This window comes from Limosilactobacillus sp., assembly GCF_040772465.1.
Lineage (GTDB): Bacteria > Bacillota > Bacilli > Lactobacillales > Lactobacillaceae > Limosilactobacillus.
On the sequence record NZ_JAXGYB010000002.1, the window covers coordinates 36,928 to 51,397 of the forward strand.

The following is a 14,470-nucleotide window of genomic DNA, read 5'->3' on the forward strand; positions in this document are numbered from 1 at the left end:
AAGAAGAAAGCTCCCTCTGGCCTGTTATTAGGCTAGGGGGAGCTTTTCGCGTTCGGCTTTAATTAGTTTTGATCTGAACTGGAATCTGCATCTTCATCAGATTCGGCTTCATCTGATTCTTCCTTCTTTGGATCAGCCGAGCTCTTAATTTGCACTACTCTGAAATTGTTAACGTAGGCGTTATTGTAATCCAGCGGGGTGAATGAAAATCCATCAACCCGGATTGGCCGGCCAACCTTCAGCTCGTACTTTTCCTCCAAGAAGAATCCCGTTAAAGTCGTTGCTTCGGCGTTTTCAAATTGGTCGATACTTTCCTGGAAGTAGCGTTGGAAATCGTCGAGGTTAACTTTACCAGAAACCTTGTAGCTTTGGTTGCCCTTGGCGTCTTTCTTTAACTTCTGGATCATTTCATCACCATCGTGGTCGATTTCCTCACGGATGTTGCCGAAGAGTTCTTCGTAAATATCCTTGTCGGTGATGATCCCGGAAGTCCCACCGTATTCGTCTTGGATAACGACAATTGGGACCAGGTTGTCGACCATCGTTTGCATGATCGTGTTGAGTGAGTCGTTTTCGTAGGCCATCGGGATTTGCCGCATGATCTCTGTCACTTTTTCTTTCGGGTTATTACGGTTTTGGCTCATGATGTCGTAGCTAAAGACGTAACCAAGGATGTGGTCCTTGTCACCGTTACGGACGACGGGGTAACGGCTGAATTTCTTGCTGAAGTACAACTTAGCCGCGTCGGCTACCGTTGCCTTGCTGTCGATGACCGTTAACTGGGTCCGGTCAATCATGACGTCTGAAGCGACCTTGTCGTTCATTTCAAAGGAACGCTTCATGAAGAGGACGTCATCTTTATCCAACTCACCGGCTTTTTCTGATTGCTGCGACAAAGTGATGATTTCATTTTGGGAGTAAATATCTTCGTTCGGGTGTGGGTTAAAGCCTAACAGCTTCGTGACGCCCGCAGCGGTGATGTTGAATAACCAAACTAGCGGGTAGAACAGAATATGGAAGAAGTGCACTGGGGTGACGATGGTCATCAGAATGCGCACTGGTTGGTCAATGGCCATGTTCTTTGGTACCAGGTCGGTGAAGACCGCGTGCAGGAAAGTGAAGATCAAGATGCCGAGGATTCCAGAAACATCACCAGCGATGCTCTTTGGCAAAAGGTTGATCTTCATCAACATATCTGTGGCATAAGTTTCACCTAACCAACCTAAGATCAGGGAAGTGACGGTAACCCCAACTTGGGCCGTCGATAGATACTCGGATAGGTGGTGAACCATGTACATTGCCCGTTTGGTTTTACGGTTTTGTTTGAGTTCCGCAAGTTCGGTCGGGCGCACCTTAACAACGGAGTATTCGAGGAGCGTAAACAAAGCCGCAAAAAGCAAAATACCAATAATAATTACTAAAATTACTGGACTGGTAGGATCATAATTCATAGACACCGGTTTCCTTTCAGAAATAATATTATTGCTAACCATATTATAGCAAACTTACCAATAAGCAAGCAGTAATTGCACATAATCTTCGCCTATTACTGGACGGGGGACAAAGAAAGCACTAAAATGAACGTACTTCAAATTTGGGAGTGAGCAAATGCAGAATCAACATCAACACTTACTCGCCAACGCGTTGATTGCCCTTGGCGTAGTTTATGGGGATATTGGAACGTCACCTCTTTATGTGATGAATGCTCTGATTAATGATGTCGGGGGAACACAACATTTGACCAAAACTTATGTCATCGGTTGTCTCTCCCTTGTTTTTTGGACCTTAATGCTGATGACGACGATTAAATACGTCTTAATCGCTCTGCGGGCCGATAACAAAGGTGAAGGTGGCATTTTTGCTCTGTACGCCTTAGTCAGACGTTATGCCAAATGGCTGATCATCCCGGCCTTGATCGGTGGGGCGGCATTATTAGCCGACGGAACGCTAACCCCGGCCGTGACGGTGACGACAGCGATTGAAGGGCTCAAGGGCGTCCGATTTGCTAGTCATGGAGTCCTTGTGAATAGTCAAGACCAAGTGATTCTGATTACCTTTTTGATCTTACTGCTGCTGTTTTGTATTCAACGCTTCGGGACCAGTTTTATCGGCCACGCTTTTGGACCGATCATGGTCTTCTGGTTTGGCTTTTTAGCGTTCTTTGGGGTCTTTAATATCCGCAATTTCTGGCCCGTTTTTAAAGCCCTCAATCCGCTTTATGGCCTGCAAATCCTCTTTTCTCCGGAAAATAAGGTCGGCATCTTTATTCTCGGCAGTGTCTTCCTAGCGACGACGGGGGCTGAGGCTTTGTACTCCGACATGGGTCACGTTGGGCGCGACGCGATTTACCTTACTTGGCCCATCGTGTTGACTGCCCTGACCCTCAATTACTTTGGGCAGGGGGCTTACTTGATCAGCCACCTCGGTCGTTTAGGTGCACAGGGCACGGGTTACAATCCCTTCTACCAGATGCTGCCGCAGCAGGTCTACTTATTTGGGATTGTCATTGCTACCCTGGCGGCCATCATTGCGTCTCAAGCCTTGATCACCGGTTCCTTCACCTTGGTTGAAGAAGCAGTGGGCCTGAAGCTGCTACCGCGTTTGAAAGTTCAACACCCGACGCTCAGCCGTGGACAAATCTACATCGCCCCGATCAACTGGTTGCTGTGTCTGGTGACCTCGTCGATCTTGTTTGGCTTTCGAACATCAGCTCACATGGAAGCAGCTTATGGCTTGGCCATTACGCTTACCATGCTGATGACGAGTCTCTTGCTTCACCAGTACATCAGCGTCAAAGCTAATAAACTGTTGGCTAATATCTATATCACCATCTACTTCCTGATTGAAATGATCTTCCTCATTTCGAGTTTGACAAAGTTCGTCCACGGCGGCTTCGTTACCTTGCTCTTGACCGGGATCATACTTTTGGCAATGGTTGGCTGGTTCTACGGCAATCGCCTGCGTGACGACTTAACAGACGAAAGCGAGCACGTTTGCCTAAATGATTTTAAGCCAATGCTAACCAAGCTGGCCCACGACGAATCAGTGCCGCTTTACGTTTCCAACTTAGTCATGATGGCGCGGATCAATGACCAAAACCACATGATCAAGCGGGAATCACTGTATTCGATTTTGGATAAAAATACCAAGCGGGCTAAGGTTTACTGGTTTGTGACGGTCAATACGACGGACGAACCATACACCAGTTACTACACCGTCGACATGATGGGGACGCGCAACATCGTCGATCTTCAGCTTTACCTCGGCTTTAAGATGAACAACAGTGTCAATATGTACCTGCGGCAAGTGGTCACTGATTTAATGAAGCAGGGGGTCATCGATGAGCAACCGCAGTACTACACGACCACCCCAGGACGGAAAGTGGGCGACTTCAAGTTCGTCTTTATCCGTGAACTGCTAGCTCCTGACACGGATATCGGCGGTTGGCGTCGCTTCCTCATCCAGACGCGGATTTGGCTACAGAACCACACCGTTTCGCCGGTTCAGTTCTATGGTTTGGAATTCTCGGATACGGTAGTGGAGAGTGTGCCGTTATTCTTGAAACGACGGCGTGCAAAGAAGCTTGATCAGGATGATGTGATTAATTCCAAATAAGTTCTAAAGAGTGAGATTTGCCAAAAAATAAGTCCCGAGCCTTCGGTGATGCCGAATGCCCGGGCTTTTTCTCACTATTTAGTGGCGATGACTGCGTCGCCAGCGACTGATGATTTCGTTGATGACTAGGATGATGATCACGATGATGGCGACGGAGTAGCCGACCACTCCGAGACGGTTGATGTTCGGGTGGTTGGCACTGCCTTCCACCAGGATCGAGGAACCGAGGATGACGGCTGCCAGGATGATGACGATCATCAGGCGGTTGACGATCCGTTCAACGGCCCGCAGAACTTTTGATTCATGCTGGTATTGAAACTTGATGCGCGCTTGGCCGGTACTGATGCTATCAATCAGCTCGTTGACCTTGATCGGCAGAGTGCTGCTGGCCTTGAGCCCGCGGTAGAGGGTGACCAGCTCTTCATCGATGGTATTACGCCAATTGAATCGCCGGCGGATTATCTGGCGGGCAAAAGGCCGGGCCACGTTCATCATAGAAATGCTGGGATCGAGGGCAGCGACGGTCGCTTCTAGCAACCCGAAGGCCTTGATCAGCAGGGTGACCTCGGATTTCATCTGCAGATGATTCTTTTCGCAAAGGTTGATGATCTGGAAGGTGAAGTTGCTGAAATCAATTTCACCTAGGCCGGCACTGAAGTAGGGACGCATAAAGGAGTCGAGGTCCTCATAAAACTGGTTTTTGTCCACCTGGCCGGTTCGGTTGCAGACGGCCAAAATGGCTTGCCCGATGAAGTGACTGTCCTTAGAATTGAGGGCCAGGACGATGTCAGCAATGCCATCAGCGAGGTTCGAGGTTAATCTGCCCATCATCCCGAAGTCCAGGTAAACCAGACGATAAGGTGGTAAGCGGTGACTCTGTTGAGCCGATAGCTGGAGGCTTTTGACTTGTCCCGACCACTGGTGATCGCTGGCTTGGCGGTCGTAATCGGGATCACCCGGTGTTAAGCGGTAGAATAGGAGGTTGCCCGGATGGGGATCGGCGTGAAAATAGTGGTCCACGAAAACCTGTTTGATGAAATTGCGGACCAGAATGCGCGCGATGTAGTGCCGCTCCGCTAGTTGTTGTTTCTTCTTATCCTGATCGTCACTCAGTGGCTGGTGGATCAAATGCTTAATACTGGTACCATTCATCGCCTGATTGACCAGCAAGCCCTGGGCGGATTCTTTTTCGTAAACCCGAGGCACCTTGATGATGTCATCATCATTGTTGAGCCGATAAAACTCGACACCGTTTTTGATTTCCCGGTTGGTGTCGATTTCGTTGAGCAGGGAATTGCTCAGTTCTTGGTACACCCGCTGGGGATCGATCACCATTTTGCCAAATGGCACCACATTCACAATTTTGATAGCCTGGTCAAAGAGCGCCAGGTCCGTTTTAACCAGTTCTTGGACGTGGGGGTGCTGGACCTTAACGACCACGGCTGTCCCGTCCATTAATTGAGCATGGTAAGTCTGCCCAATTGAGGCACTGGCAAAGGGCTTCTCGTCAAAGGACTTAAAGACCTGGTTCATGGGCTGACCTAAAGAATGCTCAACGGATTTTTTAATAACGGCAAAACTATCGGCGGGAACGTGATCCTGGAGCCGTTGCAGTTCCTTAATATAGGCGGGACTGACTAAATCGGGGCGTGTCGACATCATCTGTCCGGCCTTGATAAAAGTGGGCCCGAGCTCTTCGAGACCGTGCCGGAAGTCCTGCGGGTTGGTCTGATGGTAGAAGTTACTAATCATTTTGTATTTGCGCACGACCTTGATGATTTCGTTCAGTCGTGCTGATCTGCTCATTTCGGTATTAGCCATGTTGTGATCCCCTCAGTAAAAAAGGCTGAGAAATCCAAACGGTATCCTCAGCCTCACGATTAGCTACTTTAAGTTTAATTCAAAGGCGTTGCGCAGGTCGTCGGGGTTTGGACCAGTGTAGACCGTTCCCTGTTCAGTGAAACCGAACTTGGCCAGCAAAGCTTGCATTGCCTTGTTGGTGGCGTGCGTCGAAACCCGGAAGTTGCGGGCTCCTTTTTCGTAGGCAATGCTGATGATTGCCGAGAAGAGGTAGCTGGAAAGCCGCATCCCCCGGAATTTATCCGAAACGGCGACTCGGTGAATCGTGGCAAAGGGGTGGCCCGGTTGTTTCCATTTACCCGTAACGATGTGGGTGTAGTAGGTGTCGCCCTGCAGCATCAAGGTGGCGCAACCAGCGGGCTGATCGCCAACCATCAACATGTAGCAGTTATCGGCTTCGATATCTTGCTGCATCGTCAAGTTGCTGGGATAACCGTTATTCCATTGGGGGATACCCTTATTGCTTAATTGCTTGCGGCCTTCCTCAATAAACTGCATGATTGTCGGCAAATCGTCCTTGTGGGCCAATTTGATGTAGATTGCTTCTTGGGCATTTTGTGCCATCGTCACTCACTCCTTCTTATTTATTTTGGTAAACAGCAACTTCGACTAAGTTTTGGTCGGGGTCGTTAACGTAGATCGATTGCATCTCGCCCTCAGAGCCGTGTTTGGTGACGGGGCCTTTGACCACCGGTACCTCATAGCTCTTGAAGTGGCGGATAATGTCGTCCATCTTGTCGCGGGCAACCATGCAAAAGTCAGCGGTTCCGGCTTCCGGCTTTTCAACGACCAGTCCCTTGTCTGATCCCGCTTTACGCAAGCGGATCAGTTGGTGTCCGCAACGTAAAGTTACGTAATCTTCGGTACTCTGGTCATCTAAAATCGGCATATCGAAAACTTCGTGGTAAAACCGCCGTGAAGCTTCCATGTCCTTAACGTACAAAACGATGTGATCTAAGCGGCGCATTTTCATTTTTCAGAACTCCTTTGAAAGACTAAGCTTGTTTTTTAATTGCCCGGCGTTTGTTGATGACTTTGGCACCGGCAATAATAATGATAATCAAAACGACGGCGATGATGATTCGCTTGATGTTGCCTTTGAAGAGGGCATCACCACCAAAGGCATAGATAAAGGCTGTTGGCAGCATTCCCACACCCACCATCGGCAAGTACTCTTCGGCAGAATAGCGATGACGCGAACAAGCGTAATTGACGATCACGCTTGGAATGACCGGAATCATGAAGCCCAGAGTCAGCCTTAATCGTTGGTGGGGATGGTTAAGCAGGGCTTCCAGGGTCTTATTATGTTTGAACTTTTGCGACAATTTCACTTGTTTCAATAGACCATAAACGCAGCAGTTCCCCAAAACGTCACCGATCCAGTTGATGGCTAGGCCAATCCACGGCCCAAAACAAAGTCCCGCGAAGACACAAAAAATGGAATTAGACATCCCAGGGATGGCGTTAAAGATAGCAACCAAAATGGTTAGTAAGGCCATATCACGTAGGCCGTGGCTCCGCATCATGTGCGCGAGGACGGCCCGGTTATGGTGGTTGAGGTTGAAGAGCATGACTAATTCTGGCCGAAAGTCACGGTAGATGAAATAGATCACCAACAAAGAAATGATGACCGCAGCGATGATAATTGGCCATTTGCTCAGTTGTTTTTGTTTTTGCATTGAAATCCCTCGTTTGCACAATATACCAATATAATAATAGCATATTTATTTTGCCAGCACGTCGCCCCAACCACGCTTAATAAACATTTGATAGAGTGTTTTTCTGAGCAGGGGATCATGAGCGTAGATATAAGTGCCGCGCACGCCACGTTTTAAGATGACGTTTAGGGCGTTCAGAATCATCTTATATTTGAGTTCTTTAATCTCTTTAGGGTCGGTGAGATCATCACGGCGTTTGAGGGATTCAGTATCGGTGTATTTGCCAAAGTCGATATCGATCTGCTTGGTACCAGGGATTTGAAAGATAATTGGACCCATGATGATTCCAGCATAGTTGAGGTCAAAGCCCTGGCAGGTGTAAATGGATCCTACTTCGTTAATGGTTTTGGGAATTTCGGCCCAGGGTGTACTGGTGAAATTGTATTGGTCCCAGGGAAGGTGGAAGTGGCCTTCATCGATGTAGTGCTTACCACCATCCAACGTGGAAGGATAGCCCGAAGTTGACAGGATACGGCTTAAACCGACTTCCTGGTTGCGACGCACAATCGCCTGGTGCATGGCTTCAGCGTCATCATAAATTCGAAAATCATAGTGATCGCGGGCACTTATTGGCAGCTGTTTGATGATCCGTGATTCAGTCAGCTGATTAAACCAATCGAGCAGTTCGTCGCTGGCTGTCATCCGGAATTGATGGTGCAGGTGGTATTCGGCGTGGGGGTAACGGTTAGTGATCTTTTGCAAACGCTTGGGTGTCCACAGGCTCTTCATTCGCAGAACTTGAAATTGATCGAAAACGAGCACGACCACTTTCGCGTGATGCAGGAGCTCGACCAGCTGGTTTTGGTGATAAAAGTTGTTGTAATGATCTGGCTTAGATAAGAGGAGGTGCGCTTCGTCGACGATCACGACGTCGACATCTTTTCCTTCCTTATCTAGGCGGTTGATCAAGGAAGTCGGCCGTTGGTAGTCCTTTTTGTACTGGTGCTGCTGTTTACCCGCCAGTTCCCGGTAGACTTTTAAAATTTCCGGGTGGTTGACGGTAAAGTAGTTATTGCTCTTATAAAAAGGGCTGTCGGGCTGGGTGCGTGCCGCTAACTGCAAACTCGCGAAAAGGTGGGAGAGAACCACGCTTTTCCCTGTGCCGGCGTCGCCATAAATCGTAAATACTGCCGGGTTGTTATCTTTGAGGTGGTCCTTGCAAAATTGCAGAATTTGTTGGACTAAGCGCTCCTGCTCGGCCGTTAGTGGTAGTGTCGGTGATAATTTGTCGATTGCTGCATTACTGACTGAAGATTCCATATGATAAAACGCTCCTTTGCAATGAGTATAAGCCTAACGAAAGTGATTGCAATGCGCTTGTGAATACTATCGGAAAGTTAGCGACTTCTCAGGCGTGCTCTTTTGATGTAAAATAGGAAAGTACGGAAAGAACGAACAAATAAACAGATGATCATTCTGAAGGGGTGGACTTGATGAATTTGCATCCAGATTACCTATTAAATAAGGTGAATGAACCCGAGGATTTGAAGCCGATGTCATTGGACCAGTTGAAACAGCTGGCTAGTGAGATTCGGCAGCTCATTTTGGAACGTGATGAAAAAATTGGTGGTCACGTTGGTCCAAACTTAGGAGTTGTTGAACTGACGTTGGCTTACCACTACGTTTTTGATTCACCGCACGACAAGATAGTTTGGGATGTTTCACACCAGAGTTATGCGCATAAAATGCTGACGGGTCGCAAGGAAGCCTTCCTCGATCCCGAGCACTATAAAGACGTCAGCGGTTACTCATCGCCAGAAGAAAGCGACCACGATTTCTTTGAAATCGGTCTTACTTCGACGTCCATTGCGTTGGCTGATGGTTTGGCGATTGCCAGAGACCAGCAGGGCAAGCACGAAAACGTCGTTGCGGTCATCGGGGATGGATCACTTTCAGGCGGCTTGGCCTTTGAAGGGCTTAATAACGCCTCAAAGTTACATTCCAACCTGATTATCGTAGTCAATGATAACGAGATTTCTATTGATAAAAACCAGGGTGGTTTTTACTCTGGCTTGAAGGAATTGCGCGATACTCACGGAAAATCAGCTAATAACATCTTTAAGTTTATGGGGCTGGATTACCGTTACGTTGAGGACGGCAACGATTTAAAGACGATGATCGACGTCTTCAAAGATGTGAAGGACATCGACCACCCAATTGTTCTCCATATTCACACCACTAAAGGCAAGGGTTACAAATTAGCCGAAGAACACAAGCGGGAATTCCACTGGCGTCCACCATTCGACCCTAAGACTGGCAAGGCCTTACAGGCTGCGCCAAAAGAAACTTATAGTGGAGCCGTGATCGACGAACTGGAACGGCAGATCGAAGCCGGTGTGCCGGTAATGGCTATGAACGCCGCAACGCCAGGTCTATTTGATTTGGAACGGCTAGCTAAAAAGTATCCAGATAATTACTGGGACTCCGGGATTGCCGAACAAGAATGTGTTTCTAGTGCGGCAGCGGTAGCCCAAGGTGGCAGTCGGCCGGTCGTCTTTATGAACAGCACGTTCTTGCAACGGGCTTTCGACCAGCTGATCCATGATGTGGCCCTGAACGATGCCCCGATCGTGATGATTGTCCGTGGCGGCACCATTAGCGGTGGTTCTGCTACGCACCAGGGTTCATTTGATATTTCATTCATCAGCAACTTGCCAAACCTCGAATACTTTGCACCGACCACGATGGAAGAAATGATATCCATGCTGCGCTGGGGTATCAAGCAGCGCGATGTGCCGGTGATCATCCGTCAACCAGAAAAGCCGGTTTTGCATGGCAAGGCTAAGCACGATAACTACAACCATATCGACTACGACGTTGCCCACAAGGGTAGCCAGGTTGCTATCATGGCTGTTGGTGATTTCTGGAAGCTAGGTGAAGAGGTCCAGAAAGAACTGAAGAAGAAGCTGAATATCGATGCTTCCCTGATCGACCCCGTTTCAGTTACCGGGATCGACCAACAAGATCTACACTACCTGCATGAGGATCATGACCTGGTTGTGACCTTGGAAGACGGCAGCGTTGATGGTGGCTTTGGTGAAACACTATCGCGTTACTACGGGGCTTCCGATATGAAGGTTCTTTCCTTTGGGGCACCACGGGAATTTGCCGACAACGTGCCATTGGATGTGCTGTACAAGTGGTATCACCTGACGCCTGAACAAATTGTCGATGATATTGAGCGTGTCATCTATTCCACGATGTAAAATTATTGATCTCCGTCAAATGACGGGGATTTTTTTTGCGGTAATTTTTGGTGAAGATCACGTACTTATTTATGAAGAACGAATAAGGAGTTTTTTTATGAATAAGTATGTTTATGCAAAATCCAAATTGAATTGGCGACGCCGCATGGTTTCGACCGCTTCACTGACGCTCTGCTTATGCTCACTGGGCTGGGCAGCACCGCAGGTAGTTCATGCTGCAAGCAATAACGTCGGAATCAACCTGGCTAGTTCACAAAGTCGGCCTTACCACGTCCGATTTATCGATGAAAATAATCAAGTTGTTTATGAAGAAGATGCACCAGGAATCCCCGGCAAAGGAATTGCCATTACGAAGGAAGGGTGCGCAAAACTGCGGCGTTATACCCTGTCACCGAAGAAGGGCGAAGCAATCATTGCCATTCATTCTCCGGCCAGTGGGGACAAAGTGGACTGTTATGTTTATCCGCGAATTACCCACATGCGGATCAGCAAGACGGCTAAATTTAGTTTAAACTGCCACTTCGAAGATCAAGCGACGATCGTGCGTGACATCTTCGTCAATTACGGTACTGAAATTGTCAATAACTATTTCAAGGGTGAGACGAATTTAACCTATGTACACATCCTCAGCCCAGAGGCGGTTGATGGCGAGAAACTGATTTTGCCGGTATTTAAGGGCTACCGGCTGAGTCCGAAGTCCATTCAGCACATCCAGGCCAAGGGCGCTATGAAGACTGCGGATGATTTTCGGGTCTCGGGAGATTTTCGTGAATTTGGTCCATTCGACCTTTACTTCATCCGTGACGGGGTTGCTGGGGGTGATACCACAGCCACTGATAAGTCTGGTAGTCAAACGGGTTCGGATACATCGACTGGCACCAAAGACGATGCGACGACCCAAACTCCGGTCACGCCGAGTCATGGGGATGAGGCTAGCCAGACTGACTCAGCAAAGCCGGGCAAGGATGACGGAAGCCAAACTGACGATGGAACTGCTGATACTGGCATCCAAACTGATCAACCAACTTCCAAGGATGATCAAACGCAGACCAACCAAGCTGCTAGTCATGCTGATTCCACCCAAACGGAGCAGCACGATGTCCAAGATGGCTCTACCCAAACGGATCAACCACAAGATAAAGGGAGCCAGACGGATGAACCTAGCATGAGTGATGCAGGCACCCAGACAGACAAGGCGGCTACGGCCGATGGTACGACTCAAACGGAGGACAGCGTTAAGAAGGACCAGGCAGTGCAAACCGAAGAAAAAGCTAGCAATACCGGGACTCAGACTGACGATCCCGAAAAAACTGAGAATGGTACCCAAACGGAGCAGAGGCACCAAGACGATGCCAGCACGCAGACCACTCCTCAGACTGACGGTAGCACGCAGACCGATCGCACTGATACCAGCGATGAAGGCACGCAAACGGATCATAGTGCCAAAATTGATGAGGGCACCGCGACTGACGTAACGAACAAGAAAGATGAAGACACCGGGACTGATAGCACGGTAACGGAAGATACAGGATCGCAAACGGACAGTGACGTGGCTGACGGCACAACCCAGACGGAGACAGCTGAGCATCAGGACAGTTCAACTCAAACGGAGCGAGCGGAACACAAAGACAGTTCTGCCCAGACTGAAACCACTGGCCATCAAGACAGTGCCAGCCAAACGACCACAACAGAGACCACTGATGATGGCGTACAGACCGACGGACCGGCCACCAGTGATGGTGCGAGTCAGACCGATAGCCCCGCCACTAGTGACAGTGGGAACCAGACCGATGAAGTGATCAAAAAGGATGACGAAGTCCAGACTGACGCTTCCTCCGGCCAGACTGACACCGGTAGCCAGACCGATGATCAAGGAAGCGGGACGGCGGACTCGGCGAGTCAGACTGATGAGGACGTAGCCACAGATGCAACTATTCAGACTCCTTCAGTGAACACTAGTGATCAAGGTAGCCAGACTGATGCTAGCACTGCTGTCGATGGCGGGACGCAGACGGATGATAATGTTTCGGTTGATTCAGGGACCCAGACCGATGCGACACCAGCAACGAAGGAAGACGAAAGCCAAACGGACAGCGCAGTTACCACAAAAGACGACGCAATTCAGACTGAGACACCAGCTAGTAGCGATCAGCCCGTCATTAAGCCAGCAGGCGACCACTCTAGCAGCGCGGCTGCGGAGAATATGATCGCCCAAGATAATCAGCCAGCCCCAATCCCCGTTACGACAGTGCCTTCCGCTCAGGAGAACGTTCCCGTTCAGTCAGCACCGGAGCTAACCAGCATGCCAGCAAGTCAGCCGACTTCATTCAAGACTGATCCAGCTGCCAGTGACTTAGAAAAGATTAATGAACTCAATCAGATGACGATGCCTTCAGCTGATTGTCATAATGATAATTTGCCACAGACGGGGGATAATCATCGATCCCTTTGGGTATCACTGCTGGGCATGATGATGGCTGGGGCCTCCCTGCTGGGTCTGACAAAACGGCCAAAATAACCGCAATGAGACAAATTTCGCTTATTACCCTCCCGATTAGACTTGCGATTCACTATATTTTAATGGTATTCTAATCTTTGCGTAAGTTAATCGAAGTTGGTTTCTTGACCAGCTCACGGGAGGATGAAATTCATGAGCGAGAAACATTCAAATGGGGTTGAGCTAAACCGGACGCTGACCTCGGCGCAGATGGAAATGATTGCTCTAGGGGGGACCATCGGTGTTGGTCTTTTCATGGGTTCGCAATCGACGATTAAGTGGACGGGGCCTTCGGTTTTGTTGGCCTATGCCTTTGTGGGGATCGTTCTTTACTCCGTTATGCGCGCGCTGGGGGAAATGATCTATTTGCGTCCCGGGACGGGTTCTTTTGCCGACTACGCGAGTCACTACATTGGCCCGTTGGCTGGTTACCTGACCAAGTGGAGTAACGTGTTTCAGTTTATCGTCGTCGGCATTTCGGAAGTCATTGCGGCTACCCAGTATCTGAATTTCTGGTGGCCACATATGCCGAACTGGATTGCCGGGGTGGTCGCGATCGTCACCTTGACGCTGGCTAACCTGGCATCTGCCAAGGCTTACGGACGTTTGGAATTCTGGTTTGCGATGATTAAGGTTGTTACGATCGTCTTTATGATCATCTTGGGCTTGCTCGTGATTTGCCTGGGCCTCGGCAACCACTGGCAGCCGGTCGGTATCAGCAACCTGTGGCGTCACGGTGGCTTCTTCACCGGTGGCTTCAAAGGCTTCATGTTCTCGCTTTCGATCATCGTTGGTTCTTACCAGGGAATTGAGTTGCTGGGAATCACCGCTGGTGAGGCGGCTCACCCACAAGACGCGATCGTCAAAGCTGTTCGTTCCATCATCTGGCGGATTTTGATCTTCTACATCGGTGCTATCTTCGTGATCGTCGCCATTTACCCGTGGAACCAGCTAAATTCCGTGGGTTCGCCATTCGTTGAAACCTTTACGAAAGTGGGGATCACCGGTGCTGCCAGCATCATCAACTTTGTTGTCTTGACGGCGGCTCTGTCGGGATGCAACTCCGGAATTTACAGTGCCAGCCGGATGCTGTACAAGCTGTCCTACGACCACCAAGCTCCGCGTTTCTTCGGTCACCTGTCAAAGCGAATTGTGCCGAACTTTGCGATCCTGTCAATCTCTGCCGGGATTCTGATCGGTTTCGTCCTGAACGAAGTCTTGAAGTTGGTCAGCCCATCATTCAACAACATCTTCGTCGTGGTTTACTCCTCAAGTGTGCTGCCCGGGATGGTGCCATGGTTCGTGATCCTGCTGTCAGAATTGCGCTTCCGGCGGGACAACAGCACCGAGCTCAGCGACCACCCGTTCAAGATGCCGCTTTACCCGTGGTTTAACTACTTTGCCATCATTTCATTGTTGGTCATCTTAGTATTTATGTTCATCAATCCTGATACGCGGATTTCCGTCAGCGTAGGGGCAGTGGTACTGATTCTGCTGTCGATTCGCTACTGGTTCCGCTACGTTCACAATGCTCCTGCTGAAAAGTAGGGTACACAAAAAGCCAGCTACTTTTT

General features: G+C 49.2%; 10 protein-coding genes. 4 read left to right on the forward strand and 6 right to left on the reverse strand.

Annotated features, from left to right (window positions below; genetic code table 11):
• Window positions 1-62 precede the first annotated feature (62 nt).
• Window positions 63-1,451, reverse strand: a complete 1,389-nt coding sequence (locus tag AB3114_RS02200) for a hemolysin family protein (RefSeq protein WP_367341628.1) — start codon at window positions 1,449-1,451, stop codon at window positions 63-65.
• A 157-nt stretch (window positions 1,452-1,608) separates the two neighbouring features.
• Between AB3114_RS02200 and AB3114_RS02205 the strand changes: the two genes are divergently transcribed.
• Window positions 1,609-3,615 carry a KUP/HAK/KT family potassium transporter gene (locus tag AB3114_RS02205; protein WP_367341629.1) on the forward strand — a complete coding sequence of 669 codons (2,007 nt, stop codon included), beginning with the start codon at window positions 1,609-1,611 and terminating at the stop codon, window positions 3,613-3,615.
• A 78-nt stretch (window positions 3,616-3,693) separates the two neighbouring features.
• Here AB3114_RS02205 and AB3114_RS02210 read toward each other — a convergent pair whose 3' ends face one another.
• The 5 genes from AB3114_RS02210 to AB3114_RS02230 form a co-directional block, all read right to left on the reverse strand.
• Window positions 3,694-5,436, reverse strand: a complete 1,743-nt coding sequence (locus AB3114_RS02210) for an ABC1 kinase family protein (RefSeq protein WP_367341630.1) — start codon at window positions 5,434-5,436, stop codon at window positions 3,694-3,696.
• A 63-nt stretch (window positions 5,437-5,499) separates the two neighbouring features.
• A complete protein-coding gene (locus tag AB3114_RS02215) occupies window positions 5,500-6,039 on the reverse strand; it encodes a GNAT family N-acetyltransferase (protein WP_367341631.1) in 540 nt (179 codons plus the stop codon).
• A gap of 16 nt (window positions 6,040-6,055) precedes the next feature.
• Entirely contained in the window at window positions 6,056-6,448 is a 393-nt protein-coding gene (locus AB3114_RS02220; protein WP_367341632.1) for a VOC family protein, read from the reverse strand.
• A 22-nt stretch (window positions 6,449-6,470) separates the two neighbouring features.
• Window positions 6,471-7,154 carry a TVP38/TMEM64 family protein gene (locus AB3114_RS02225; RefSeq protein ID WP_367341633.1) on the reverse strand — a complete coding sequence of 228 codons (684 nt, stop codon included), beginning with the start codon at window positions 7,152-7,154 and terminating at the stop codon, window positions 6,471-6,473.
• Window positions 7,155-7,199: 45 nt separating this feature from the next.
• Window positions 7,200-8,453 (reverse strand): DUF2075 domain-containing protein, encoded by a 1,254-nt coding sequence (locus tag AB3114_RS02230; protein WP_367341634.1) that lies wholly within the window; start codon window positions 8,451-8,453, stop codon window positions 7,200-7,202.
• A 173-nt stretch (window positions 8,454-8,626) separates the two neighbouring features.
• Between AB3114_RS02230 and AB3114_RS02235 the strand changes: the two genes are divergently transcribed.
• The 3 genes from AB3114_RS02235 (at window position 8,627) to AB3114_RS02245 (ending at window position 14,444) form a co-directional block, all read left to right on the forward strand.
• The gene (locus tag AB3114_RS02235) at window positions 8,627-10,399 is read left to right on the forward strand and encodes a 1-deoxy-D-xylulose-5-phosphate synthase (RefSeq protein ID WP_367341635.1); all 1,773 of its coding nucleotides are present in this window, start codon (window positions 8,627-8,629) and stop codon (window positions 10,397-10,399) included.
• A gap of 97 nt (window positions 10,400-10,496) precedes the next feature.
• Entirely contained in the window at window positions 10,497-12,917 is a 2,421-nt protein-coding gene (locus tag AB3114_RS02240; protein ID WP_367341636.1) for an LPXTG cell wall anchor domain-containing protein, read from the forward strand.
• Between the two features lie 132 nt (window positions 12,918-13,049).
• A complete protein-coding gene (locus AB3114_RS02245) occupies window positions 13,050-14,444 on the forward strand; it encodes an amino acid permease (RefSeq protein ID WP_367341637.1) in 1,395 nt (464 codons plus the stop codon).
• Window positions 14,445-14,470 lie beyond the last annotated feature (26 nt).